Here is a 25,377-nt window from a genome sequence, read left to right on the forward strand (position 1 = left end):
ATGGATAAATCAAAGCTCTTGGGTTTGGACAAATTTCAGCTGGATACCCCTTGTTTGCTGATTGACAAGCAAAAGCTTGAGCTTAATCTTTTATCCATGCGCGACCATTGCATACAACAGGGTATTCAGTTAAGACCCCATTGTAAAACACATAAATCGTCTTCCCTGGCACAGATGCAAATGGACTATGGCGCTATTGGTCTTTGCGTAGCCAAAGTGAGTGAAGCCCTGGTGCTGGCATCTAAAGGCCTTTCTAATATTTTGATTACCTCGCCGGTGGTTACCAGGCATAAGATTCAACGCTTAATGGAATGCCATCAGCTTTGCTCTGATTTGTGCATTGTGGTGGATAATAAAGAGAATATCGAGCAACTCAATGCGGCTGCTCAAATCTGCGGTAAAGTGTTATCAGTTCTGATTGATATCAATTCCGGCATTGGACGAACGGGAGTGAATGCCAGTGATGCTTTGTCACTAGGTCAGTTTGTCCAGCGAATGCCTTGGCTGCGTTTAGTGGGAATCCAATGTTATGCGGGAAATTTACAACATATAGCAATATATGAGGAACGTAAAAACAAGTCACTTGCCGTTATGGAAATGGCTAGTGAACTGGTTTGTCAATTTAGAAAAGCGGGATTGCCTTGTCGGATTTTGACCGGTACGGGAACGGGCACTTTTGATATTGATTGCCAGGCTTCTGAGGTCACTGAGATTCAGCCGGGGTCTTATACGGTCATGGATGTTCAGTATAGTGCAATCGGCTCAGGAGCTGGCAATCGCTTTTTGCCGGCAATGACGCTGCTCACCACTGTTATCAGCATCAATCAAACCTCGCATGTAACTGTTGATGCGGGTACTAAAGCCTTGTATGTCGATCGCTGTAAACCTGTCATCATCAGTCACTCGAATTTGGAATACGACTGGGCCGGCTTCGGTGATGAGCATGGTCGTGTTTCTTCTTCAGGAAATGCGCCGCTGCCCCAAAATGGCGAAGTTCTGGAGTTAATCGTTCCTCATTGCGATCCTACTATTAATCTGCATGATTATTTTTATATTACTGAGAATGATATTGTAGTCGATGTATGGGAAATTGACATGCGGGGGAAAGTTCAGTAAAGAGTAGTTTGGTAAGTGCATTGGGAGTGAATAGGAAGTATTAATCGTATTAGCTTTAACAAGGAGTGTGAAAGTGAAAACGGTAGTATATGATTTAATAGAAGGTGATTTACAATTGTGGGACGGCAAACGCGAGGTATTAAATACTTATTCCTTAGATAGTCTTGTCAATGGCGAGAATAAGGAGATTTTGTATCGATTCGCATTAACCATCCATCAAAATCGAGGCGGTGGCGAGTTTTATACATCCACTGACACGTTTAAATATTTCAACAAGCCCGCCATACTTTTGCAGTTTAATCTTCCTGAAGATCTGCAGCAGGCTGTCACTGAAGATGTTATTTATCGTGATCATGATATTAATCCACGCAAATGTGGTTTATCCAATGGGTTCTGGGCTGGAAAATCCAATATAAATAAGATTTTTGCCCCTGCAAACTTCGCTGGTTTTTGGTATAAACCTGAAGCTGAAAAGCCCGATAGTTATTTTGTTTCTGCCGAGGATTTTAAACGCAGCCTTATGGAGGGGAAGTCAATTGCTGATACGGTGATTGGCTTTTTTGGTGCAGCACCCCAGATGCAGCAGGGTGGGATGCAGCCGGCTGAAATTGAATACCACTGTGTGAATGCAGCTTGTACTTTATTGTAGGGGTGAGGCTCTCCCAATCATCCGTTAGCAAATTGGCGTTGTTAATAGATGAAGATAAGTACACAAAAACCGTCTTTGCGAGCCTTAGCGAAGCAATCCAGCTCTTAACTTTGTTCAGGATTCGATCTGGATTGCTTCACTTTGTTCGCAAAGACGATAGGTTGGTTATTTGGTCATGAGGCTCTCGTTTTTCATCGCCTCAGTTGCTTTAATCAATTTCCTGGTTACATTAACTTCCATCGCCGAATGACCGGAGCTGTCAGCAAAAATCAATTGCGAGTTCGGCCATGCCTGATGCAATTCAAATGCTGTGCGGGCCCTGGTCACCGTATCATAGCGCCCGTGAACGATAATCAAGGGTAGATGATTGATTTTGTCGATGTTATCCAGGAGCTGATTCTCTTCCAGGAAAAAATGATGTTCATTATAATAAATAAAGGTTCTGGCAACCCCCAGAACGAGTTGATCATCGCTTAGAAACGCTTCTAATTGTTTTTTACCCAGCTTGATAAATGAACAAATCAGATCATATTTCATGAGTGCTTTCGCCGCTGGTAAAGCGACCTTGGGATCAGAGTCCATCACCAGCTGGTAATAGGCATTTCCCAGATTATGTTGTTGGTCCTTGGGGATGAAATCATTAAACTCTTGCCAGGCCTCAGGAAAAGTATCGCGCATGCCATATAATAGTTGAGTGCTTTCCCGCTGACGCGCGAGGAAAATCCCCCGCAACACAAAGCCTGTTACTTTATCAGGATGCGCTTCACCATAAGCCAGCGCCAGTGCACTGCCCCAGGAGCCTCCAAATACCATCCATTGCTTGATGTTTAACTGGGTTCGTAAACGCTCAAGATCAGCGATTAGATCCTGGGTGGTATTTTCACGCATCTCGCCAAAAGGTTTTGAGCGTTTAGCGCCTCGCTGATCCAGCAAAATAATACGCCAGTAAGCGGGATCGAAATAACGCATGTCATTTTCACCGCATCCGGCACCAGGCCCCCCGTGTAATACTATAACGGGCTTCCCATTGGGATTGCCATACTCGGCATACCATAGTGTGTGCAGGCCGCCAGTGACTAGATAATCTTCATGAAAGGGTTTGATAGCAGGATATAAATAGCTTTCCTGAGCAGTACTATTCGCCATATGCTTTGAATTCCATTGATAAGCGGCCGTCAGAAGAATGGCCGCTAAAATAACACCAAAAACTATACGAGACATTTATTATCCTCGAAGCGAATCTAGCCTGAAATGATAGGTCGGACGCTTCGTCCGACATTTTTTTTGCATATTCAAGCATGCGGTAATTTATCAATAGGAGTTCCATCCTTCTTTGGAATAATAACATCTCATCTATTTGATTTGATGAAAATCCAATGTCGGCTACTCCAAATTCTCAACGGTTTTTTTATGCGCCAGTAACTTTTCCTTCGTCAGAAGGGCCTGCGATAATTTTTCCTTTTCCTTGGCAATAATATCCGCCGGTGCCTTATCAGTAAACTTCGGATTATTCAACTTGCCTTCGGCCAGTGAAATATCCTTGTTCAATTTTGACAACTCTCTATCGAGTCGCAGCAATTCCGCTTGCTTGTCAATCAAACCTGCCATTGGAATTAAAAACTCGGCATCGCCCACAATTGCAGAGGCGGATGGTGGAACAGGTTCATTAGCTTCGATAAAATGAACGTGAGTCAGCTTGCAAAGCGCAATTAGAATGGCATGATATTTTTTCAGTAGCTCTCTTACCGCTGGAGAAGCGTTTTTAACCTGTAAGGGGATCAGTTTGGCAGGCGAAATTGCCATTTCGCTTCGAATGGTTCGCAGGGATTGGATCACTTCTTTAAGCCATATCACCTCTTTTTCCAGGTCCTCATTGATAAATTCTTCAATAACCTTTGGATAAGGGCAAAGCATAATGCTTTCGCCATTTAAGCTGGTGAGATTATTAGTTCTCTGCCAGATTTCCTCAGTAATAAAAGGCATAATTGGATGTAAAAGCTTAAGGATCTGATCGAGAACATTCAGTAAAGTTCTGCGAGTACCGCGCTTCATTGCTCCTAATGCTTGCTCAGCATAAAGAATAGGCTTGGAGAGCTCCAGATACCAATCACAATATTCATGCCAGACAAAATCGTAGAGAGTATTCGCCAGCAAGTCAAAGCGGAAATTGTTGAAGTATTGATGACATAGAGCAATTGTTTGCTGAAGTCTCGATATGATCCATTGATCAGCCGGGCTGTACTGGAAGGCGCCGTCTCCCAAATCAGCACGTTCTTCTTCGGTGTTTAAAAGAACATAACGTGCTGCATTCCAAAGTTTATTACAGAAATTCCGATAGCCTTCCACACGCCCCAAATCAAAGCGAACGTTCCGGCCGGTGGATGCCAGCGAACAGAAGGTAAAGCGAAGGGCATCAGTGCCATATGCGGGTATACCTTCAGGAAATTCCTTGCGGGTTGCCTTAATAATTTTATCTCGGGCTGAACCCAGCATGAGACTGTCTGTACGTTTATCAACCAGAGACTCAATATCGATTCCATCAATGATATCGATAGGATCAAGCACATTTCCCTTGGATTTCGACATTTTCTGGCCTTCACTGTCACGAATCAAGCCGGTGATAACGATATGCCTGAAAGGCACTTTGCCAGTGAATTTAAGCCCCATCATAATCATGCGGGCTACCCAGAAGAAAATAATGTCAAAACCGGTCAGCAGGACAGACGTCGGGTAAAATGCTTCCAATTCAGGCGTTTTCTCGGGCCAACCTAAAGTCGAAAAGGGCCACAGGGCTGAAGAGAACCAGGTATCCAGAACGTCTTCATCCTGTTTTAAAGGAATAGAATCATCCAGTTTATACTTGAAACGAACATCGTTTTCACTGTAGCCTACATAAACATGGCCTTGATTATCGTACCAGGCCGGAATTCGGTGTCCCCACCATAATTGACGGCTGATACACCAGTCCTCGATATTTTCCATCCACTGGAAATACGTTTTATTCCAGTTCTCAGGAACGAATTGGATATCCCCGCGCTTGACCGCTTCAATAGCAGGTTCAGCCAGGGGTTTTGTTTTCACATACCATTGATCAGTCAGCAAAGGCTCGATAATGACACCTGACTTTTCACCGCGAGGCACTTTCAAACGGTGCGGCTCAGCTTTAACCAGCAAGCCGGCGTCGGTCAGATCTTTCAAAATCTGCTCACGGGCAATAAAGCGATCCATACCTTGGTATTTGACCGGAGCATTTTTATTAATGGTCGCTTTTTTAGTAAGGATATTAATTGATTCAAGTTTATGGCGTTTACCAATTTCATGATCGTTAAAGTCATGAGCTGGGGTAATTTTTACACAACCGCTGCCGAATTCCATATCCACATAATCATCGGCAATAACTGGAATTTCACGATCGCATAGGGGGAGGCTTATCATTTTTCCAATAAAATGCTTGTAGCGCTCATCTTCAGGATGAACTGCAACCGCCACATCACCAAGCATGGTTTCAGGACGAGTGGTGGCTATCACCAGGCTGTCATCAGAGTTTGAGAGGGGATAGCGTATATGCCACATCTGTCCATCTTCTTCCTCAGAAAGCACTTCGAGATCAGATACTGCGGTTCCCAGCTTGGGATCCCAGTTAACCAGGCGTGTTCCTCGATAAATAAGACCTTCGTCATAGAGCTGTACAAACACTTTTTGTACAGCAGCAGATAATCCGTCATCCATTGTGAATCGTTCACGGGACCAGTCAACAGAAGAACCAATTCGTCGCATTTGTCGGGTGATATTGTTACCCGATTCTTCTTTCCATGCCCATACATGCTCTAAAAACTCATCGCGGGTCATGTCTTTTCGGACTAAGCCTTTCTTTTCTAACTGACGTTCTACGACCAACTGAGTCGAGATTCCGGCATGATCGGTTCCGGGTTGCCAAAGCGTACGCTCACCCAGCATGCGATGGTAGCGAGTTAATGCATCCATTAGCGTGTGTTGAAAACCATGCCCCATATGCAGGCTGCCAGTCACATTTGGAGGGGGCAACATAATGCAGTATGGTTTTCCTTCACCATGCGGTTTGAAAAAGTTATGATATTCCCAATTGTCATAACACGCTTGTTCAATTGCTTTAGGTGAATACGTCTTATCCATTGTCTAGCCTGTAATGATGAAAGCTGCAATTTTAGCACAAGATTTTTTAATCTCGCAGCGTAAAATCTTTATATTATAGGTGATTACTGGTGTTGATGGGGTTGAGCTGAGCCGGATTGCCGGGCTTTACAGCCCGGCATTCAGGATAGTCGAGAGTGTTCATCAAACTGTCTCATGCCCTGTCAGATTTTGGAGATCTCTCACTGCGTTCGAGATGACGGCGTGCCTGTGAGTAATGACACAGTTTAATTAGCACTCCCGGTTAGTCTTATGGACTAAGCGCATCAGGATTTTTCTGTTCGCGATGATCTTCTGCAATGTAGGAATACATTGTGGGTACTACAAACAAGGTGAAGCCAGTTCCTACCAGCAGTCCTGCGGCAATAACAAGACCTATATCGAAGCGGCTTACTGCTCCAGCTCCTGTAGCCATTAATAAGGGAATAACGCCGAAAACCATTGCAGCTGTGGTCATAAGAATTGGTCTTAATCGAATGCCTGCGGCTTCCTCTACGGCCTGGCGACGATCAAGTCCTCTTTCCTTTTGAAGCTGGTTGGCAAAGTCAACGATCAAAATCCCGTGTTTACTGATTAAGCCAATCAGGGTAATTAATCCAACCTGTGTATAAATATTAATACTGGCCGCTCCAAAGCTCAGTGGAATCAATGCTCCGCAAATGGACATCGGTACGCTGATAAGAACGATTAACGGATCGCGAAAACTTTCATACTGGGCAGACAGCACCAGAAAAATCACAATAATCGCCATAAAAAAAGCAAAGATTAAGGCGTTTCCTTCCTGTATAAATTGCCTTGACTGCCCGCCAAAGTCGTAAGTATATCCTTTTGGTAAAGTATTTTTTGCCTCTGCCTCCAAAAAGTTCAAGGCTTCCCCCAAAGTGGTTCCAGGCATCATTACCGCCTGGATAGTGGCTGAGTTTAATTGCTGGAAATGTGAAACTGCATTAGGCTGCGTTTTGGCCTTTGGTGTGACCACAGTGGATAAGGGAACCATTGTTCCGCTAGCTGTTTTTACATAAATCCATCCAAGTTGCTCTGTGGTCAGGCGAAAACGACGATCGAGCTGGGGTATAACTTCATAACTTCGGCCCTGCAGATTGAAATAATTGACATAATTGCCGGAGAGGGCGCTGGTCAGGCTGCTGCCAACCGCCTGCATATCCAGACCCAGATCAGAGGCTTTTGAGCGGTTAATCTCAAACTCGATTTCAGGCTGGTTAAATTTAAGGCTGTTATCCAGATAGATAAATAAGCCGCTGGCCTGCGCCTTGGCAATCAGCTGATTGGATACTTCAAATAAGGTTTGGAAATCATTAGTCGTCTTAATCACAAACTGGACTGGTGTTCCCGAACCGCCACCAGGTAATGGAGGAGGAATCACCGCAAACGCTTTTAAACCCGCTACTTGATCAAGCTTGGCCTGTAAGGGCTCTTTCATTTCAAACTCAGTTCGTTTGCGCTCATCCCAGGGTTTTAAAACCATCCCGGAAATCGATTGCGTTGACACCGAATTCAAATTAAAAAAATGAGCTGTTTCAGGAATGGTTTTATAAATTTCATCGAATGCTTTGGTAAACGTTTCGATGTAATTAATAGTGGCATATTGTGGGGCGGTGGGTACAACAATAAAAAAGCCCTGATCTTCTTCAGGAGCGGTCTCGGTGGGGATGCTGTTATATAAATAAGGAAGCATTAGCAAAACGACGGCTGCAAACACCAGCATAATGGCTCGTGTGTCCAGCAAACTGTGCAGCATACGCTGATAGCGTATTTTTAAATTATGAAAACGCTTATCAAGGAATTGGACAAAACGGCCGCTGCTCATCTCCGCAGTGAGTAACCTGGAACACATCATAGGTGTCAGTGTCAGCGCAATAATCCCTGAAATAATTACCGCACAGGCGAGTGTAAACGCAAACTCTTTGAAAAGAGCGCCTGTTAATCCCCCCATAAAACCAATGGGTGCATAGACGGCAGCCAGGGTAATCGTCATCGCGATGACGGGGACGGCGATTTCACGAGCACCTGTTAATGCCGCCTGGAAGGGACTTAAGCCTTCTTCAATATGGCGGTGAACATTTTCCACAACCACAATGGCGTCATCCACAACCAGACCAATCGCGAGTACAAAGGCAAGCAAGGTTAAAAGGTTAACTGAATACCCAAGGAAGAGCATCAGCGTACAAACACCGACCAGTGACAGCGGAATAGTGATTACCGGAATGATCACGGATCGCAGGGAACCAAGGAACAGGAAAATCACTACCACGACAATGAGAGCTGCTTCCGCAATGGTTAATATTACTTCTTTGATCGATGCGCGGATAAAATCGGTGGCGTCATAAACAATTGTTCCGGTCAAAGAGGGAGGGAAGTCCCGCACGATTCCTGGAAACAGTTTGCGAGCATCTTTAATGACCGTTAGGGGATTTGCGGTGGGCGTCGGTGTAATCGCCAGAAAAACCGCTTTTTTACCGTTAAAAGTGACTGTGGTATTGTAGTCCTGTGAGCCTAGAATCACATTACCCACGTCCTTCAGTCGAATAATCGAGTTTTTATCGCTGCGAATAATCAATCGACCGAATTCCTGGGCATCATTCAAATCCGTTTTCGCGGTCATATTGACTGCGACGTATTCTCCTTTAGTGCTGCCAGCCGCTGTAAGAAAGTTATTCTTGGCGAGTACGCTGGATACCTCGGATGGGGAGACATTCAAAGCGGCCATTTTTATCGGATCGAGAAAGATACGCATTGAATAAGTAGCTCCACCGAGAATCTGAGCCTGCGCCACTCCGTCTACTGTCTGTAACTGCGGTTGAACCACACGAACCGCGTAATCAGTAATTTGCTGCGGCGTCATCGAATCGCTGTCGAGACTAATATACATCAGGGGAGTAGAGGTATCGGAGCTTTTTATGATTACTGGCTGCTGCGATTCCGGAGGCAGCTGATTTAAGGTTTGCTGGACTTTACTCATCACATCAGTAAAAGCGACCTGCGGATTAAAGTTCAGTTTAATATTGAGAGTGATTGTGCTCAAACCCTGAGTACTGGTCGATGTCATATAATCAATCCCTTCCGCGCTGGCTACAGCTGCCTCAAGTGGAGTGGTTATAAATCCGGCAATCAGATTAGCATCAGCCCCGGGATAGGCTGTAGTGACTGTAATGATGGTATTATCCATCCGCGGATATTGGCGAATTTGCATGGTGCTAATCGAGTTCAGCCCGAATAGAAAAATCAATAAACTCACCACAGTAGCCAGCACGGGCCGCTTGATAAACAGATCAGTAAAATTCATAAAAAAATCCTGTAATGTACAATGCCGGACAACAGTCCGGCATATCCTCTACTGCCCTAAGCTGTCGGGATTATTCACGGTGTTCATGGGGATACTATTGTTGATTATCACTCGTGTTCCATTCTGTAGTTTCAATTCTCCGGAGCTGACAACCTGCTGTCCTGCCTCAACACCTTTAGTAATGACGGTTAAATTGCCTTCCTGTTCGCCAGTACTGACAAAAACCCGTTTGACATATAACAGATCATTGCCGTCCTGATCTTTCTTTCCTTCTTTATCTTTCTCAATGATAAAAACCGAGTTGCCATATAGACTGTAGGAAATGGCTGTGGATGGCAGAACAACCACATTCGGAATAGCTGGTTGTTCGACCGAAATGGCGCTGAACATTCCGGGAATAAACGCGAATTGGCTTACGTGATTCTTCGCATTAAGCTCACTGTTACAGGACACCGTTATTTTTGAGCTGCCTTCCTGCTTTGCTGCTTTAACCAGCGTAGATTGCTCGGGTGCTTTCAGTGCTTCCAGAGGGCAGTTAGGCAACGTCGCCTGCACAAGAATATTGTGTGTATTTGTATCGACTTTGGAGTTTAATGCGGTGATTTTTCCTTCAAAAACCATGTTGGGATAGGATTCAATAGTGAAATGAATTTGTTGATTGAGATGCAGTTTTTTCAGAAGCTGCTCAGGTAAATAAAATTCAAGATATAAAGGATCCAGGGATTGCAGGCTAACGATTGCTGTCTGTCCGGGACTTACATACTGTCCCAGATTAACCTGTCGAATTCCTAACTGACCTGAGAAGGGAGAGCGTATGTGCTTCTGATAGATTTCTGCCTGTGTTTTTTCAACATTTGCCTGTGCCTGTTCCAGACTGGCCTTCGCTTCATCCACGTTGGATATTGGGGTAGCTCCACGCTTGAAAAGGTCAGCCTGTCTTTTATAACTGATATCCCTGAGAGCAAGCTGTGCCTGATTAAACTTTAATGTAGCCTGATCCACAGTGTCATCAATATCAATTAATAGCTGATCTTTTTCAACGTATTGACCTGATTCAAAATGAATTTTGACCACGTTTCCTGCAGCTTGGGAATTCACATCGACCCCATTGATCGCAACAAAATTACCGACTGCGGGCAGGTGAGGTTCCCAGCTTTTTTGAATCGCTGTTACACTGGATACGGTCACTGCGGGCGCTTCATAGCTTGCAAAAAAACGCTTCATCATAATGCTTTTGAATAAGTTAAAAGCAATTAATCCACCAAAAACAACTATTAAAGCGGAAATCATAATTGCCATGCGTTTTTTCATGCTGCTTCCTATGAGAACTGTTTGTTTCAAGAGTATGAATGGCTGAGTAATATATCATAATTAAGCGCTAGTTCCAGAGAAGAAAATTATTATTAAATTCAATCAAAAAAGAGGTAAAACTATGGACACAAAAAAAACCTGTTGACTAAATACAACACTTTGTTAACATTCGATTTCCATTTATCACTTGGACTAGTTATGAAATTAAAAGCCTTGTTGTTTGTTAGCTGTTTCGGTTTGTTAGGTTCTTCCTACGCGGAAAACCACCATGTTTATCCAAAAGCTGACGCTGTTCAAGCTCAAGCTAGCACTCAAAAAGGAGCTATGCTTCCTGGTTATTGTGAAATTGAAATTATTAACAGCAGTTTCGATAACGTAACTGTTTATGGCACTTTTGATGATGGTACTACGCTGACTCCTTTTGATGTTTACACTTTTGAAAGCCCACACTACATTGATTTGTTCTACTATGGCTACTGCCATAAGACAATGTATCTGGATGTTGTGACTTTCAGTGGTTATCACATTTACTCTGGATATACCCGGGTTAACAGCACAGTCCGCATTGTTCCCTATCTGAATAAGCAACCAAAATTCAAATTAGAATCTAAATAGTTTACATCCAATGGCACGAGAATCCTCGTGCCATTTCCCTGCAAATTAATGGTCTGGAGTTAATATGAAACGTTTTTTTGGAATATTAGCGCTGCTGCCGGCAATTGGAAATTCTACTGCTGTTATTGTTGAGAACCATTCACATCCTCTGCCTTCTGCTCAGGTTCAGATTATGGCTCGGCATTATGTAGCTGCAGTTAACACACATGGACATACTGTTACACCGGTACGAAAAAAGCCTTTGGAACGTAGTTATCATGGACACCGCCCGACTCATGTGGCTCGAGAGCCGGCACCTGATACACGTCATCACAAAAAATATGCCGCGAATAACCACGGGCATCTAAGTGCTCCTGGTAGTAAATCACACGGTCACGGTTAAGTTTTCTTAATTCGTCCCTGCTAATAAAACACAAGCAGGGAACTGCTAAGACTGAAGTGCACAAAAACTGTCTTTGCGAGCGTCAGCGAAGCAATCCAGCTCTTAACTTTGTTCAGGATTCGATCTGGATTGCTTCACTTCGTTCGCAAAGACGATAGCTTCTAGTTATGCTCCATCATCAATGTACTTATAGTTAAGCCACCGCTATAATCTGAAAATTAGAAACATGAGCAAGAACTCCTTGCTCCCATCCTCCGTCAATCAGATCATCCGCATTTTTTTGCAGCGCAGCAGCCACCTCACCAGAAAAATGTGCTTTTTGAGCATTCTTATCCTTAAAGGCATCGAAAATGGCATAGGTGTTGTTATCGGTTTTTAAGGCGAGCCAAAAATGCGTTCCTGGTTCTGTTGTATTTATAAGTTTGGCTCCTTCTTTCAGGAAGCTCTCCAACTCATGACTTTTACCCGATTTTGCCTTGAAATAAATATAAGATGCTTCCTTTGCTGTTAAGACCTTGTCCTTATCAAAGTGACTGGAGGCGATAAGATCATAATTATTAATATTTGCTAATACGCCTTGCTCCCATCCACCTGATACTAATTGCGAGGAATTCTCCTTCAGGGCATTGGCGACAAGGCCTGCAAAATGCTCCTCTCTTCCTTGCTTATTGAAAAAAACATCAAAGATAGCAAAGTGATTATCTTGTTTTAAAGCAAACCAAAGTGCCGTATTGGGCTCGGTTTTGTTAACCATCTGGGCGCCTTTTCGCAAAAATTGTTCAAATCTTTCCTCAACACCTTGATTGCTGATCATAGGGATATAGGTAGTGTCCTTAATAGTTTTTTCATTAATTGCTTTCATTGTCATACTCGCATAAGCAGAAGTTATTAAACCGCAGGTAAGGGCGCATAAACTTAACCATTTTTTCTTCATGTTCACCTCCAATGCATCTATCAGTAGATAGATAAATTCGATAAAAAAATTAAAATACTCTCTTTATAAACGATTTCACAGGTTCCACATAAGATATATCCTCGTATAATCTGGACAGTAGCAACCCGCCTTCCAATTGAACCAGCAAATTTCTTGAAAGTTCCCTGGATTGTAAAGCGTCCCATTGTTCTTTATCAGAGGATCCCTCACTGATCACATGAGTCAGCCATTTCTCTAAAATATTAAAAAATGAACGAACTTTGATTCGAAGCCTTTCCGGTAATGAAATCACATCCGATGCCAGCATGCCCCCCAAGCACATTTTCATTTCATCATGAACTGTCAAAAGCATTAGTTTATCGACCAGGCTGATTAACTTTTGTTGTAAGCTCAAAGTGGAGTTTAATTCCAATTCGTTTAAATACAACGACAGTCGGTGCAGTTGCCAGTCAATTACAGCAATAGCCAGGTCCTCTTTTGCGGGATAGTAATAATGTATACTTGAGGTTTTAATCCCTACTACCTGCGCAATATCTTTATAGCTAAAAGCGTTGTAACCCATTTTCTGGATCAATGTTTCAGCGGTATTCAGAATTTTTTCTTGCATCGTCGTAATATTCATAACGCTTATTCTACCTATCGATAGATGCATAATCAACCACTTTATTCAAATAATTTCAAATTTTAACCAGAAAGGGAGCTTAAACAGAGATCATGACTATAAGGTCAGGATATGATACTCTTGCCCTCCTGAATTTTCTATGAAGGAGTTTTGTGAAATGTTGTCATTTACTAAAAGCCTGTTGATTGCGTTCGCTGCATTTGCTTTGCTTGCCTGTTCCGCTACTCCCACTCGTGAAAGTACCGGACAATATCTGGACAGTACTTCAATCACTGCCAGAGCAAAGGCAAAGCTTGTTGATGAGCTGGGGCCAGAGAGCCTTTCCATTCAGGTTAAAACCTTTAAGGATGAAGTCCAGCTGAGTGGCTTTGTCAACAGCCCGATCATCAAAAACAGAGCGGCGCTAATAGTAAGAAGTATTCCAGATGTAAGACGCGTGCGAAATGATTTGATTGTGAAATAAAGGTAGGGGTGATTTTAAACCCCTCTCTCTGACTCTCTCCCTGAGGGAGAGAGGATTCATCTAAGTCAGGGCTTTTGCAGATAATATTTTTGCTGTTAAACACTCGTTAAACTACAATTATTCAATCGTAAGCAAGTAAGGAAAGTTATGTTTGATAGCCAGTACACGATAGCCGGGTTTGATGAACAACTCTGGCAAGCCATTGAGGCTGAAAATAAACGTCAGGAAGAGCATATTGAACTCATCGCGTCTGAAAATTATGCCAGTCCGCGTGTGCTGGCTGCGCAAGGCAGTGTCTTAACCAATAAGTATGCCGAAGGATATCCTGGTAAGCGATATTACGGTGGTTGTGAATACGTGGATATCGCTGAAAACCTGGCCATTGAGCGTGCAAAGCAGTTATTCGCCGCCGATTATGTCAATGTTCAGCCGCACTCAGGTTCTCAGGCAAATGCAGCGGCGATGATGGCTTTACTGTCACCAGGTGATTCGGTACTTGGCATGGCGCTTCCGCATGGTGGGCATTTGACGCATGGTTCAAAGGTAAATTTTTCCGGAAAAATTTATAATTCTCATGAGTATGGTGTTGACCCGCACAGCGGTCTAATCAATTATGATGAAGTGGAAGAAAAGGCCAGACTGCATCAGCCAAAAATGATTATTGCAGGATTTTCAGCCTATTCTCAGGAACTGGATTGGGCAAGATTTCGTGCGATTGCTGATTCAGTAGGTGCTTATCTGATGGCGGATGTGGCGCATGTCGCCGGCTTGATTGTCACTGGATTATACCCATCTCCTGTTCCTTATGCAGATGTGGTAACGACAACAACACATAAAACCCTGCGTGGCCCCCGTGGCGGGATGATTCTTGCGCGTGCTAATGAAGTTATTGAAAAGAAATTGAATTCATCTGTTTTCCCTGGGAATCAGGGCGGGCCGTTAATGCATGTTATCGCTGCAAAAGCGGTTGCCTTCGCTGAAGCTTTGCAGCCGGAATTTAAAGTGTATCAGCAGCAAGTGCTGACTAATGCAAAGACCATGGCTCAAACCCTCATCGAAAGGGGCTACCCCATTGTTTCCGGCAGCACTAAAAACCATTTACTGCTGGTCAATCTAATTGGCAGGGAATACACGGGTAAAGATGCGGATGCCGCTTTGGGACGGGCGAATATTACTGTAAATAAAAATACCGTACCTAATGACCCCCGTTCACCTTTTGTAACCAGCGGCTTACGTCTTGGTACGCCGGCAGTCACTACTCGTGGATTTAAGGAAAAAGAGATAGAATTGCTGACTGGATGGATTTGCGATGTATTGGATCATATGGGCGACGATAGTGTGATCGATCGCATAAGATCGCAAGTACTGCAATTGTGTCGTGAATTTCCGGTATATCGTTAATCATGTATTGTCCCTTTTGTCATGCAGAAGAAACCAAAGTCATCGATTCCCGCCTGGTTGCCGAAGGAGCTCAGGTACGCAGGCGGCGTCAGTGCGTCATATGTAACGAGCGGTTTACAACCTTTGAAACTGCGGAATTAATTATGCCGGATATCATCAAGCGTGACGGGGCAAGAGTTCCTTTTAATCTGGAAAATTTACGTCTTGGAATGAAAAAGGCTCTTGAAAAGAGACCGGTTAGCACGGATTTGCTGGAGGAAGCGATAGTTGCCATTACGCAGGACATTCGACGTAGTGGCGAGCGAGAAATACAATCTCGTCAGGTAGGTGAGCTGGTTATGGAACAATTACTTAAATTGGATCATGTAGCTTATGTAAGGTTTGCGTCTGTATATAAACGATTTAAGGATGTGAGTGATTTCAGACAAACTATTGATCAAATGAAAAACGACAAAACGTCCTGAGGTAATAGTGGAAAAAGAAGCAATACGAGGAAAAAGACGAGCGCGGCGATTAGCATTACAAGCGCTGTACCAATGGTTAATGTCTGGCCATGACTTACACGAAATAGAAGCACAGTTCAGAGTAGCTAATAACATGGATAAAGTCGATGCCGACTATTTTTGTAATTTGCTTTACGGTGTTCCAAAGCATTTGCAGGAACTGGAAAGCGGTTTTGAATTGTTTCTTCAGGACCGATCGCTTCAGGAATTAAATCCAATCGAGCATACTGTATTAAGAATAGGTGCCTATGAACTCGTGTATTGTCTGGAAATACCTTACAAAGTAGTTCTGGATGAAGCGGTTAGTCTGGCCCGCGAATTTGGCTCACAGGATGGCCATCGTTATGTGAATGGTGTTCTCAATAATCTTTCAAGAAAAGTTCGTTCACTGGAAGTTAGTCTTGAGCCTAAATGAGTTCTCCCTTATCGATACCTTTTTCAAATCAGGAGCAATCGAACGCTCTGATGTGGTTTTTGGAATCGGTGATGATGCAGCCTGCCTGGAGGTTCCTCCAGACAGGCATTTAGTAGTAAGCACTGATACACTGGTTGCTGAAGTGCATTTCCTAAGTGCATGGGATCCTTATGATATCGCCTGGAAGGCGGTTATGGTGAATGTCAGTGATATGGCGGCAATGGCTGCCGCACCTTGCTGGATGAGTTTAGCGCTTACCATGCCGACTGCCTGCGAAAACTGGCTTGGCCGTTTTTCTCTAGGCCTTAAGGCTGCATTGAAACGTTATAACATCGCATTAGTAGGGGGAGATACAACGAGAGGCCCCCTTAGCCTGAGCCTGACTATTCATGGACTTATTCCCAAAGGAAAGGCGGTCAGACGTTGTAATGCAAAGCCTGGCGATACCGTTTGGGTTAGCGGAGAGCTTGGTGCAGCGGCTTTAGCGGTGGCCTATTTACAGGACGATACTATTCTAGCTGAAGATAAAGCTATACTCATGGACAAGCTTCTTCATCCTGTACCACGTATTGATTTAACTGGCTATTTACAGCAGTGGGCCAGTGCATGCATTGATATTTCAGATGGCTTGTCAGCAGATCTTAATCACATCTGTGAGCAAAGCGGCGTAGGTGCCTGCATCGCCTGGTCAAAAGTTCCTGTTCATCCCTTAGTCAGTAAGTACCGTCAGAATGCGACAGAATTTGCCATTGCTGGCGGTGATGATTATGAATTATGCTTTACCATTCCCGAGATTCATCAGCAGACTTTTTTTGAAGAAATAACTCGTAGTGGAATGACCTGCTACCCAATAGGGGTAATCGAAGAAGAAAAAGGCTTGCGATCTTTACAAGAAACAGGCAGAGTTTCTCCTTTAATACCCAAAGGGTTTGCTCATTTTTAAAGGTTGAATTCAATGAACCTATCTAGTAAAGTCTGGCAGGATCCTGCTTATTTTATTGCCTTTGGTTTTGGAGCCGGATTGGCTCCTGTTGCACCTGGCACTTGGGGAACGCTTGCCGCCTTTCCCATTTACTTACTGATGTCCTCACTCTCCCTGCCTCTCTATTTATTAATAACTCTGCTGTTTTTTATTCTTGGCGTGTATGTCAGCGATCGAGTATCCGCTGATCTTGGCGAACATGATTATTCTGGAATTGTCTGGGATGAGGTCGTCGGGCTTCTATTAACAATGGCCTTAGTGCCTCCCAGGCTGACGTGGATGATTATCGGATTTTTACTATTTCGGCTTTTCGATATCTGGAAGCCCTGGCCTATTACGATTGCTGATGAAAAAATTAAAGGCGGGTTTGGAATTATGTTTGACGATGTGCTTGCAGCTGTTCCTGCCTGGATAATTTTACAATTATTAATCTGGAGTTTCTCCTGATGAATGAGAGCCATAAAGAACTAATTAATATTGCCCTGACTGTCGGCATCGTATTACTCGCACTTTTCATTGTTCATCGATTTATTCCTTCCATGATCTGGGCAGCGATTATTGCAATTGCGACCTACCCGCTATACAAGCGCTGGAAGCAGTTTTTTGGCAGGCACCGTAATTGGGCCGCATTGTTATTTACAGCGATTCTGGCTTTGATTTTTCTACTGCCTTTAAGCTGGCTGGTCACCTTACTGGTAAAGGAACTGCAGGTTTTTATTAATTATCTGCAATTAATTAATAAAGAGGGCGGAGATGCGCCAGGAATTATTCAGCAAATTCCAGTGCTTGGTAAAGATTTAACAAACTACTGGCAAAATAATATTGGCCAGCCTGGTAATCTCAGAAATTTTCTATCGAACCTGCATATTTCACTGACGCCGGCGAGTTATTACATTAAGCAAGTAGGGGTTAATCTGGCCCACCGTGGTTTTCAACTTGGGTTTACCATTCTAACCTTATTTTTCTTCTATCGTGATGGAGATAAATTATTTCAGGAAATTAATCGTGTAGGAGAGATTTGCCTTGGGAAACGCTGGTTTCGCTATGCAGACCGTCTGCCATCGGCTCTTCGCGGCACCGTAAACGGTACCATTCTGGTTGGGCTTGGAGTGGGTATCTTAATGGGTTTGTGTTATGTCATCGTCGGAGTACCAGCGCCAACTCTGGTTGGTTTTATCACTGCTTTTGCTGCGATGATCCCATTTATTGTGCCCATCGTTTTTACCTTTGTCGCATTAATATTGATTTCAAGCGGCAGCCTGGCGGCAGCCATTGTGGTAGTAGTATGGGGCACCGTGGTGATGTTTATTGCCGATCATTTTATCAAGCCAGTGCTGATTGGCGGTGCAATTGAGCTTCCTTTCTTAGCGGTGCTTTTCGGAATATTGGGCGGAGTTGAAACGTTAGGATTGCTTGGTTTGTTTGTAGGGCCAATTGTGATGGTATTATTCGTGACTTTATGGCAAGAGCAGCAGGGGATACCCCTACAAGCATCTGAGCAGTAAAAAACAAGATAAGTTTGTATTGATTTTGTACAAAAAGTATGGCATTCTATATCTCTAGCCGCTGAACTTGCTATGGGAATTAACCATGGAGTAAGCTGCGTTAAGAGTTGCCATACTATCGAAGTAAAGGGGTGATTATGAATAAAAACTGGCCGACCAGAGATAAAGACATGTACACAGCACAAGTGATCATGGAAGAATATGCCAATAAAAATAAAAGCGAGGCGCTTGGATTGTTTGAACTGGTGGTCGATAAAGAAGAAAAACGAATGAATTTTCGTATTTCTGGCTGGGTGCGAACACTGGCCGAGTATTTCAAATCAGTCTATGGTGCAAATCAGGGTGACTTCGTCACTCGACAAGTGATTAGCCACTGCCTTACGAAGGGCGAAACAATTCACTAAACCATTGTGAATGACTTAAGGCAATCCCATTTCCAGGCTTCGGGATTGCCGCCCTATAAGTGATTAAATATCGAACAATTCTGGTGAACTTCTACTATAATTTAACAATCTTCGTTGTTTTATGAGAAGTGCCATGAGAAAACGTACTAAACATCCCAAGCATCAGCCTAAGAAAAAACAATATCTCAATGATAGCCATTTAGAAGAACTCTCTGGCGGAGGAATGTCCTCTATCAGAGATAGAATCGATGTACTCAATGATCTCAAGGGTAAAGCTATGGACGCAGCGCTGACCGCACGTGCCAATGTGGGAGCAGTCACAGGTCCTGCAACGGATCCAAAAATAAAAGCTGCTGAAGTGCGTAGCGCTGCAGTCCGGCAGAAATTTGTCCGCAAACCTTAATGGGACTAAAATTTAATAGCCTGCAAAATTGCTTAAAATATTTTTGTAATGAACTCTGATTTTATTCAATACATTAATAAATGAAGGATAGGCGGAACGCTTAGGTTTGGCAGAATGAGACTTTCCACTAACCATGGCTGCTTTCATTTCCAGATTCAAATGGAATCTCGATAAGATATTGAAACAATTCCACAAAAGTGGGCTATGATTTAATCAAAATAATGAATGGATGCAGTTATGCTTACCCCAAATGGATTACACGCGAATAAAATTGACAGAGTCATGCTGCTGGCTCTATGGGCAAATACACTGGCAGAAGAAGAGCAACAGAGTAGAGTTATTTTCGCAGGCGTAGGGAAACCGACCTATCCCATCAATGTACAGACTATTCGTTCTTTTCTGGGATATTGGCAAAAGCTTGAAAATCTGGCCGAAAATGAACGCCTTGATATCGATAACACTGACGGCGAGCATGCGATTGATTATGGAGATCCCAGAGGGGACAAAGGACCTCGTGAATTAATGGCGCAGACTATGTCTGCCTGGTATGAAGCCGATATCAGCCCGGATAATGTCCTGTTTACAGTGGGGGGTATTGGCGCTTTGCGTATTATGTTTGAAACATTGAATACGCATTATGAAGAATATCCAGGTTATCGCATTATTACGCCTTTTCCGCATTATTCAGCGTATGCCAGCAACGAGCTGCATCGTTTGCATCCCATCCATGTGATGAAAGAAAAAGGCTATCATATTAACGCTCAGGCTTTGGAAGACTCTATTCAGGAGGCGCTTTTCCTTGCTGAGGATGATCATGGCTGGCCCAAAGCCGTATTATTCTGTAATCCGTCGAACCCACTGGGAACAATGATTCCCGAGGAAGAGCTTGCCAAAATCGCAGAGGTACTTCGCCGTTATCCTGACTTATTTATTATTTTTGATGAAGCTTATACAGAAATGAGCTTTGTTAAAATCCCTTCCTTTTTAAAAATCGCTCCGGACTTGAAAAAACGCATTATGATCATGCGCTCAGCAACAAAAGCCTTATCCGCGGCGGGCGAACGTATGGCGGTGATTCTGGTATTTGACGAATTCGTGATGAATGAAATGTTGAACAAAAATATTAACTATTTCTTGCACGCGCCTCGCTCTGCCCAATTGGCATATGCTGAAACTATGGCTCATTTTGATGAAAAGGAAAGAGAGGACCTGGTTTTGTTTTACAAAAAGAAAGTGGACTATGTTTTAATGCGATTAAAAGAAATGGGCGCTGAGATGCCCGATCCTGATTATCAGGTTGAGGCAACTTTTTATGCCCTGGGTGATTTTTCTGATTTATTCGGTTTAGACCTTCCAGCACAGGCGGCTCGTGCACTGCAAAGAACAGGAAAAGTCAACAGCGGTGAGGAACTTGCCTATTATTTGTTGTTTGAAGACAAAATAATGATAGCTCCTTTGTCCTATTATGGGCTGGAAAAAGACTGTCCATTTATGCGAATCACTTGCAGCGCGAGTGAAAGGGATTTAAAAGAATTAATGGACCGGCTCGAGCAGCGCCTGTTCTCTGCAAGAAAAAGGAAATATCACAGTCTTTTAGAGAATATTGATAGCAATCTGGAAGCTGTTAGACATATAGAGCTTCATTTGTATGAAACCATCCGAAGTAAAATCAATGTGTTGTCAAATGAAGCTGAAACTTGTTTATCCTTGAAAGCAAAAAATCACTCCTTGAATAAGATTCAGTCCATTATCAGTAATCTATTGGATATAGAGTCTTGAAGCAAGCTAGGATTTGGAGCTCGCGACAGGTAGTGTGGTTACTAAAATGAGGATCGATGTACAAACTGTCTTTGCGAGCGTCTGCGAAGCAATCCATTTCCTAACTTTCTTCAAGTTCGATCTGAATTGCTTCACTTCGTTCGCAAAGACGACAGGTTACTCAAGGGACCTGGTATGGCCCTGGGAAAATAAGCCAGATCTCAGGATTTCCAATAATCAAATAACCCGCCCTTTGTTCCAAAGACCGGATCGCAGGCTGGCAGGCCTGTTCCTGCGATGTTTTCATCGACCCTTGGATGTTCTTCCAAAAGTCCGTAGCAAACATCGTAATCCCGCTCGAAGGGATAGGAGCCTATGCATTTAAAATCGTCCGAGCTGCCTGTGTTTTTATGAGCAACCCCTGCAGGAATTATAACGACATCGCCACGGCTCACTTCATAAATAATCCCATTATCGCCGCCAAATTGTACTTGGCAATGGCCCGAATAAATTACCAGGGTCTCATGAGTATTGCTATGATAATGCTGATAATCATAAACAACATCCAGCCAGGAGTTGATCCATTGGTTTTCTTTCAGAAATTGCTGAACATTCTCGACTGATTGTCCGTCCAAATCAAATACGTTCTTATAAATCAATAACGGGTAAATTGAATTATTCGGAAAATACCTGTCCGGCCCAATCAGCGGGTGCAATACTTTTGCTGAGCTTAAAGGAGTTAAATGATTCATTATTCCCCCGGTTCAAGTTATTAAGGCTTAAAATCTCCGAAATACCTGTCGTAATCTTGCTTAAAAATATCACTGGCGTGATATTGGCTGATCGCGTTGTTTAACTGTTGCAGTAATTCAAGATTATCTTTATTCACGGCAATGCCATACCCAAAACCATAAGTCTCTTTTTCCCCCAGTACAGCCAGTACACCTGAAGAATGATTGGCCCAGTAAATGGCAGTTGCATTATCCAGCAAGGCCAGATCAATATCTCCATTCTGTAGAGCAACTAAAATGTTGTCCTCTGTGTCATAGAGTTCTATTTGTGGATTTTTGATACCCAGGGTTTGGATAAGTTGCGGAAACAAAGTGCCTTCTTCAACGCCAATTTTTTTATTAGAGAGAAGGTCGAGACTAAAGTGTTGCAGGCTTAAGGCTTGTTTTCCCATGAATCGAAACTGACTTAACATATAAGGAGCGGTAAAATTGACGCGTGTCGCACGGTCAGGCGTTATGGTAATGGCACCGAGCGCCACTTCACTCGTTTTATTTTCAACCTCTTCCAAGAGGGAGTGGAAATGGACTGGTTTGTACTGGCAGGTCCTGTTCATAATTTTACAAAGATGCTCCATCATTTCCACATCAAATCCGTGAAATACATTATTTCCTGCCCGCATCACAAAGGGAGGAGAAAAATTATCCACCGCGATGAGCAGAGGCTCTCCCTGTGCAAAGCCAGCAGTTGAAAATGAGAGCAGGCCTAATAAAAAATAGCGGATAAGTTTCATGGTCCTACCAATTTATAGTTATTTAATTAATATATAGTACCTTTTTATTGTTAATAAACCATTGCTTATGATAAATGTTATTCAGGAACTTTATAAATGACAGATATAGAGGTGTTTATTGACTCACGATCCCAGCTTTTGGATAAGCATTTTAGCCATGCCGCCCCGCATTTGCGAAAGGGGATACAAAAGGTTTTGCTAAGCAGTGATTATGCTCTGCGTCATATTGAGATTTTTTCAAGATTAGTAACAGAAGATGATTGCCTGGCTCCGGTTTTTGCCAAAGAGTACCGGGAGCGATTCCAGACTATACCGAATTCACCCTTTACTTCCTTTGCCAAAGAAATTCGACAATATCGGCATTACAGTTTCCTGAGATTACTATTGAGGGAGGCATCGGGCCTGGCTGACACCGCAGAAACAATGCGCTCCTGGTCTGATTTTGCCGATGAAGCCATCCGCAGCGCATTGAGCTATTGTGAGCAGGATGTCAGCCAAAGACATGGTATTCCCCTCGAAGAAGGCGGTGACCCAGCCCGACTGTATGTATTGGCAATGGGAAAACTGGGTGGAAGAGAGTTAAATTATTCTTCGGATATCGATCTCATTCTTGCATATTCCAAAGATGGATGGACCGATGGTGAGGAATCCATCAGCAATCAACAGTTCTATATTAAAGTAGTCCAGCGTTTTATACAGTTATTGCAGCAGATCACTGCTGAAGGCTTCGTATTTCGTGTCGACCTGCGATTAAGACCGAATGGAGACAGCGGTGCTTTAGTGATTAATCTGGCCACTATAGAGAATTATTATCAGGAGCAGGGGAGAGATTGGGAGCGGTACGCAATGGTCAAGGCAAGGCCGCTGGATCTGACAGTTTCTGCCGATCACTGGTTCTATCAACTGATTACACCTTTTGTCTATCGCCGTTATGTTGATTTCAGCGTAATCGAATCACTTCGCAGTATGAAGTCCATGATTATCAGAGAAGTTCAGCTTAATCCTCGCCTGAATGATATTAAACGCGGATCAGGGGGAATTCGGGAAATTGAGTTTATTGTTCAGAATATACAATTAATCAGGGGCGGTCGATTACCTCAATTACAAAAAACCAGTTTATTGGAAGCCCTGGCTACTATAAAGCAAGAAAAATTGCTGACACGCGCTCAGGTTTTACAAGAAGCCTATTTATTTTATCGGAAACTCGAGAATGCGTTACAGTCACTTAATGATCAGCAAACCCATGTATTACCCGAAGATGAAGTTCGACAATTCCAGATTAGTCAGGCAATGAATTATGCTGACTGGCAGTCAGTTTATTTTAAGCTGAAACAATATCAGCGAATAGTCAGCAATTTATTCAGTTCGATGCTGGCTTATAAAAAAAGCAGCGGACAACTTGAGGATAATTCGAGACTTTTGGAACATCAATTGGCCAGTGTATGGCAGGGACACATCGAGTCGGAAATGGCAACTAACTTACTGGCCAGCATCAATTACCAGCATGCAAAGCGTTGTTATCAGCTGATACATTCATTCAGACATTCTCCTCGTTGTCTTCGTCTTAGCCAGGCAGCACGCATGATACTGGACCGATTCATGCCGCTTTTACTGAAAGAGCTGACACAGGTCAAAAATACAGAAGCTGTTTTACTCCGGGTCATGCAGCTTTTGGAGAACGTAGTCGGGCGAAGCGCTTATCTTGCATTACTGACCGAGAATCCTCAGACATTGAACGAACTGTTATACTGGTTTTCCCGCAGTCCCTTTATTTCGCAGTTGCTGGTAGCGCATCCTTTCCTGCTTGAAACCTTACTTGAGCCTATGCCCAATTGGCTCCCTCCTTCACGTCTGCAATTGAAGCAGCAGCTTGAAAAGAAAATGGCTCACTGCAAAGACCAGGAGGACGAGGAGGAGTATTTAAGACAATTCAAACTAAGCCATTGGCTATTGGCTGCAAGAGCCGAACTTCATGGCCGATTAAATGCAATACGCGCCGGACGTTTCCTTGCTGATTTAGCGGAAGCTATTGTTGTTCGGGTTGTTGAGATCGCTTCCAGGCAGCTGGCTTCAAGATATCCTGTTATGGATGCCGTATTTCAAGGATTTGCGGTTCTGGCTTATGGTAAACTGGGAAGCCGTGAAATGAATTATAATTCAGATTTGGATTTAGTATTCATTTACACATCAGATGCTGAACATAGTTCTTTGATTACCCGCCTGACGCAAAAGATTTTACACATGCTAACCACTCGTTTTCAATCTGGTATTTTATACCAGGTCGATACACGTTTACGCCCATCAGGGTCATCGGGTTTATTGGTAAGCAGTTTGTCTTCCTTCGTAACCTACCAGCAAACGGAAGCCTGGACCTGGGAACACCAGGCTCTGATTCGATCGCGCGTATTATTGGGGGGGCCGCGTGTGAGAGCCGTTTTCTCGAAACTGAAAGTATCAATATACGCTGAGCAGAGCAATGCCCGGGATGTGCTGGACGAAGTATTGTCAATGCGGGAGAAAATGCTGAAGTTTCAACTGGGACATTCTATTAAAGAGCGGCCGGGTGGATTGGTCGATTTGGAATTTCTGGTTCAATGCCTGATTCTGATTCATGCCAGAAAAAATTACAGCCGATATACGCATACCTTAAGTCTTTTACGGCAATTGGCAAAAGACGATATCCTGAGTAAGGAACAATTTAACTGCTTGAAAGAAGCCTATCAAAAATACCATCAGGTTTTACATCTGGGGCTTTTGGAAGATTATGAACCGTCCTGTGAAAAGGAATTGCAGCAGGTTTTTGCGATTAGTGAGGCAATTTATAAGCAGATAAAAACCAGTTAGAAAAACCGAGAGTGTTCATTAAACTGTGTCCTTACTCACAGGCACGCCGTCATCTCGAACGCAGTGAGAGATCT

Annotated in this window: 23 protein-coding genes; 15 read left to right on the forward strand and 8 right to left on the reverse strand. The window is 43.4% G+C overall.

Annotated features, from left to right (window positions below; all coding sequences use genetic code 11):
• On the forward strand, window positions 1-1,116 hold the full coding sequence (locus E1O89_RS00325) for a DSD1 family PLP-dependent enzyme (RefSeq protein WP_133138440.1): 1,116 nt from the start codon (window positions 1-3) through the stop codon (window positions 1,114-1,116).
• A 73-nt stretch (window positions 1,117-1,189) separates the two neighbouring features.
• A complete protein-coding gene (locus E1O89_RS00330) occupies window positions 1,190-1,765 on the forward strand; it encodes a hypothetical protein (protein WP_133138441.1) in 576 nt (191 codons plus the stop codon).
• Between the two features lie 165 nt (window positions 1,766-1,930).
• Here E1O89_RS00330 and pip read toward each other — a convergent pair whose 3' ends face one another.
• From pip to E1O89_RS00350, 4 genes are all read right to left on the reverse strand, one after another.
• A complete protein-coding gene (gene pip / locus E1O89_RS00335) occupies window positions 1,931-2,986 on the reverse strand; it encodes a prolyl aminopeptidase (RefSeq protein ID WP_133138442.1) in 1,056 nt (351 codons plus the stop codon).
• A gap of 162 nt (window positions 2,987-3,148) precedes the next feature.
• The gene (locus tag E1O89_RS00340; protein ID WP_133138443.1) at window positions 3,149-5,917 is read right to left on the reverse strand and encodes a valine--tRNA ligase; all 2,769 of its coding nucleotides are present in this window, start codon (window positions 5,915-5,917) and stop codon (window positions 3,149-3,151) included.
• A gap of 268 nt (window positions 5,918-6,185) precedes the next feature.
• Window positions 6,186-9,239, reverse strand: coding sequence for an efflux RND transporter permease subunit (locus tag E1O89_RS00345; protein ID WP_133138444.1), 3,054 nt, complete (start codon window positions 9,237-9,239; stop codon window positions 6,186-6,188).
• 48 nt (window positions 9,240-9,287) lie between these two features.
• Complete coding sequence (locus E1O89_RS00350) at window positions 9,288-10,550, reverse strand: efflux RND transporter periplasmic adaptor subunit (protein WP_133138445.1); 1,263 nt, start codon at window positions 10,548-10,550, stop codon at window positions 9,288-9,290.
• 198 nt (window positions 10,551-10,748) lie between these two features.
• Between E1O89_RS00350 and E1O89_RS00355 the strand changes: the two genes are divergently transcribed.
• Both E1O89_RS00355 and E1O89_RS00360 read left to right on the forward strand, forming a co-directional pair.
• Window positions 10,749-11,165, forward strand: a complete 417-nt coding sequence (locus E1O89_RS00355; protein ID WP_112220827.1) for a hypothetical protein — start codon at window positions 10,749-10,751, stop codon at window positions 11,163-11,165.
• Window positions 11,166-11,229: 64 nt separating this feature from the next.
• A complete protein-coding gene (locus tag E1O89_RS00360; RefSeq protein ID WP_133138446.1) occupies window positions 11,230-11,547 on the forward strand; it encodes a hypothetical protein in 318 nt (105 codons plus the stop codon).
• A 193-nt stretch (window positions 11,548-11,740) separates the two neighbouring features.
• On the opposite strand, the gene E1O89_RS00365 is transcribed toward E1O89_RS00360, so the two are convergent.
• Both E1O89_RS00365 and E1O89_RS00370 read right to left on the reverse strand, forming a co-directional pair.
• A complete protein-coding gene (locus E1O89_RS00365) occupies window positions 11,741-12,481 on the reverse strand; it encodes a putative quinol monooxygenase (RefSeq protein ID WP_262337350.1) in 741 nt (246 codons plus the stop codon).
• A 49-nt stretch (window positions 12,482-12,530) separates the two neighbouring features.
• Entirely contained in the window at window positions 12,531-13,133 is a 603-nt protein-coding gene (locus tag E1O89_RS00370; RefSeq protein ID WP_262337351.1) for a TetR/AcrR family transcriptional regulator, read from the reverse strand.
• A gap of 127 nt (window positions 13,134-13,260) precedes the next feature.
• Between E1O89_RS00370 and E1O89_RS00375 the strand changes: the two genes are divergently transcribed.
• The 10 genes from E1O89_RS00375 to E1O89_RS00420 all read left to right on the forward strand — a co-directional run bounded on the left by E1O89_RS00375 (window position 13,261) and on the right by E1O89_RS00420 (window position 20,958).
• Entirely contained in the window at window positions 13,261-13,566 is a 306-nt protein-coding gene (locus tag E1O89_RS00375) for a BON domain-containing protein (protein ID WP_133138447.1), read from the forward strand.
• A 147-nt stretch (window positions 13,567-13,713) separates the two neighbouring features.
• Window positions 13,714-14,967: a serine hydroxymethyltransferase gene (gene glyA / locus E1O89_RS00380; protein WP_133138448.1), complete on the forward strand. Its 1,254-nt coding sequence runs from the start codon at window positions 13,714-13,716 to the stop codon at window positions 14,965-14,967.
• A 2-nt stretch (window positions 14,968-14,969) separates the two neighbouring features.
• Window positions 14,970-15,431: a transcriptional regulator NrdR gene (gene nrdR / locus E1O89_RS00385; protein WP_058506149.1), complete on the forward strand. Its 462-nt coding sequence runs from the start codon at window positions 14,970-14,972 to the stop codon at window positions 15,429-15,431.
• A 7-nt stretch (window positions 15,432-15,438) separates the two neighbouring features.
• Window positions 15,439-15,885 (forward strand): transcription antitermination factor NusB, encoded by a 447-nt coding sequence (nusB, locus tag E1O89_RS00390; protein ID WP_112220833.1) that lies wholly within the window; start codon window positions 15,439-15,441, stop codon window positions 15,883-15,885.
• Window positions 15,821-16,828: a thiamine-phosphate kinase gene (gene thiL / locus E1O89_RS00395; RefSeq protein ID WP_133138449.1), complete on the forward strand. Its 1,008-nt coding sequence runs from the start codon at window positions 15,821-15,823 to the stop codon at window positions 16,826-16,828. The genes nusB and thiL overlap by 65 nt, the downstream gene beginning before the upstream one ends.
• Before the next feature lie 3 nt (window positions 16,829-16,831).
• On the forward strand, window positions 16,832-17,314 hold the full coding sequence (locus E1O89_RS00400; protein WP_133138450.1) for a phosphatidylglycerophosphatase A: 483 nt from the start codon (window positions 16,832-16,834) through the stop codon (window positions 17,312-17,314).
• Entirely contained in the window at window positions 17,314-18,372 is a 1,059-nt protein-coding gene (locus tag E1O89_RS00405) for an AI-2E family transporter (protein ID WP_133138451.1), read from the forward strand. Before E1O89_RS00400 ends, E1O89_RS00405 begins: the two co-directional genes overlap by 1 nt.
• Before the next feature lie 137 nt (window positions 18,373-18,509).
• Window positions 18,510-18,776, forward strand: a complete 267-nt coding sequence (locus E1O89_RS00410; protein WP_112220837.1) for a hypothetical protein — start codon at window positions 18,510-18,512, stop codon at window positions 18,774-18,776.
• A gap of 133 nt (window positions 18,777-18,909) precedes the next feature.
• Window positions 18,910-19,179, forward strand: coding sequence for a hypothetical protein (locus E1O89_RS00415; protein WP_133138452.1), 270 nt, complete (start codon window positions 18,910-18,912; stop codon window positions 19,177-19,179).
• 237 nt (window positions 19,180-19,416) lie between these two features.
• Window positions 19,417-20,958 carry a pyridoxal phosphate-dependent aminotransferase gene (locus tag E1O89_RS00420; RefSeq protein WP_133138453.1) on the forward strand — a complete coding sequence of 514 codons (1,542 nt, stop codon included), beginning with the start codon at window positions 19,417-19,419 and terminating at the stop codon, window positions 20,956-20,958.
• A gap of 200 nt (window positions 20,959-21,158) precedes the next feature.
• On the opposite strand, the gene E1O89_RS00425 is transcribed toward E1O89_RS00420, so the two are convergent.
• Window positions 21,159-21,689 (reverse strand): cupin domain-containing protein, encoded by a 531-nt coding sequence (locus tag E1O89_RS00425; RefSeq protein WP_133138454.1) that lies wholly within the window; start codon window positions 21,687-21,689, stop codon window positions 21,159-21,161.
• A gap of 20 nt (window positions 21,690-21,709) precedes the next feature.
• Window positions 21,710-22,459 carry a transporter substrate-binding domain-containing protein gene (locus E1O89_RS00430; protein WP_133138455.1) on the reverse strand — a complete coding sequence of 250 codons (750 nt, stop codon included), beginning with the start codon at window positions 22,457-22,459 and terminating at the stop codon, window positions 21,710-21,712.
• Between the two features lie 96 nt (window positions 22,460-22,555).
• On the opposite strand from E1O89_RS00430, the gene glnE reads away from it, so the two are divergent.
• Window positions 22,556-25,303, forward strand: a complete 2,748-nt coding sequence (gene glnE, locus E1O89_RS00435; protein WP_133138456.1) for a bifunctional [glutamate--ammonia ligase]-adenylyl-L-tyrosine phosphorylase/[glutamate--ammonia-ligase] adenylyltransferase — start codon at window positions 22,556-22,558, stop codon at window positions 25,301-25,303.
• The last annotated feature ends 74 nt before the right edge of the window (window positions 25,304-25,377 follow it).

Origin of the sequence: Legionella genomosp. 1, assembly GCF_900640215.1 — a bacterium.
Classification (GTDB): Bacteria; Pseudomonadota; Gammaproteobacteria; order Legionellales; family Legionellaceae; genus Legionella_C; species Legionella_C quinlivanii_A.

Excerpts from the sequence above, each read along its gene's own strand:
- E1O89_RS00325 (WP_133138440.1), top strand. The coding sequence starts at position 1 with ATGGATAAATCAAAGCTCTTGGGTTTGGACAAATTTCAGCTGGATACC.
- pip (WP_133138442.1), bottom strand. The coding sequence starts at position 2,986 with ATGTCTCGTATAGTTTTTGGTGTTATTTTAGCGGCCATTCTTCTGACG.
- E1O89_RS00340 (WP_133138443.1), bottom strand. The coding sequence starts at position 5,917 with ATGGATAAGACGTATTCACCTAAAGCAATTGAACAAGCGTGTTATGAC.
- E1O89_RS00345 (WP_133138444.1), bottom strand. The coding sequence starts at position 9,239 with ATGAATTTTACTGATCTGTTTATCAAGCGGCCCGTGCTGGCTACTGTG.
- E1O89_RS00350 (WP_133138445.1), bottom strand. The coding sequence starts at position 10,550 with ATGAAAAAACGCATGGCAATTATGATTTCCGCTTTAATAGTTGTTTTT.
- E1O89_RS00355 (WP_112220827.1), top strand. The coding sequence starts at position 10,749 with ATGAAATTAAAAGCCTTGTTGTTTGTTAGCTGTTTCGGTTTGTTAGGT.
- E1O89_RS00360 (WP_133138446.1), top strand. The coding sequence starts at position 11,230 with ATGAAACGTTTTTTTGGAATATTAGCGCTGCTGCCGGCAATTGGAAAT.
- E1O89_RS00365 (WP_262337350.1), bottom strand. The coding sequence starts at position 12,481 with ATGAAGAAAAAATGGTTAAGTTTATGCGCCCTTACCTGCGGTTTAATA.
- E1O89_RS00370 (WP_262337351.1), bottom strand. The coding sequence starts at position 13,133 with ATGCATCTATCGATAGGTAGAATAAGCGTTATGAATATTACGACGATG.
- E1O89_RS00375 (WP_133138447.1), top strand. The coding sequence starts at position 13,261 with ATGTTGTCATTTACTAAAAGCCTGTTGATTGCGTTCGCTGCATTTGCT.
- glyA (WP_133138448.1), top strand. The coding sequence starts at position 13,714 with ATGTTTGATAGCCAGTACACGATAGCCGGGTTTGATGAACAACTCTGG.
- nrdR (WP_058506149.1), top strand. The coding sequence starts at position 14,970 with ATGTATTGTCCCTTTTGTCATGCAGAAGAAACCAAAGTCATCGATTCC.
- thiL (WP_133138449.1), top strand. The coding sequence starts at position 15,821 with ATGGTGTTCTCAATAATCTTTCAAGAAAAGTTCGTTCACTGGAAGTTA.
- E1O89_RS00405 (WP_133138451.1), top strand. The coding sequence starts at position 17,314 with ATGAATGAGAGCCATAAAGAACTAATTAATATTGCCCTGACTGTCGGC.
- E1O89_RS00410 (WP_112220837.1), top strand. The coding sequence starts at position 18,510 with ATGAATAAAAACTGGCCGACCAGAGATAAAGACATGTACACAGCACAA.
- E1O89_RS00415 (WP_133138452.1), top strand. The coding sequence starts at position 18,910 with ATGAGAAAACGTACTAAACATCCCAAGCATCAGCCTAAGAAAAAACAA.
- E1O89_RS00420 (WP_133138453.1), top strand. The coding sequence starts at position 19,417 with ATGCTTACCCCAAATGGATTACACGCGAATAAAATTGACAGAGTCATG.
- E1O89_RS00425 (WP_133138454.1), bottom strand. The coding sequence starts at position 21,689 with ATGAATCATTTAACTCCTTTAAGCTCAGCAAAAGTATTGCACCCGCTG.
- E1O89_RS00430 (WP_133138455.1), bottom strand. The coding sequence starts at position 22,459 with ATGAAACTTATCCGCTATTTTTTATTAGGCCTGCTCTCATTTTCAACT.
- glnE (WP_133138456.1), top strand. The coding sequence starts at position 22,556 with ATGACAGATATAGAGGTGTTTATTGACTCACGATCCCAGCTTTTGGAT.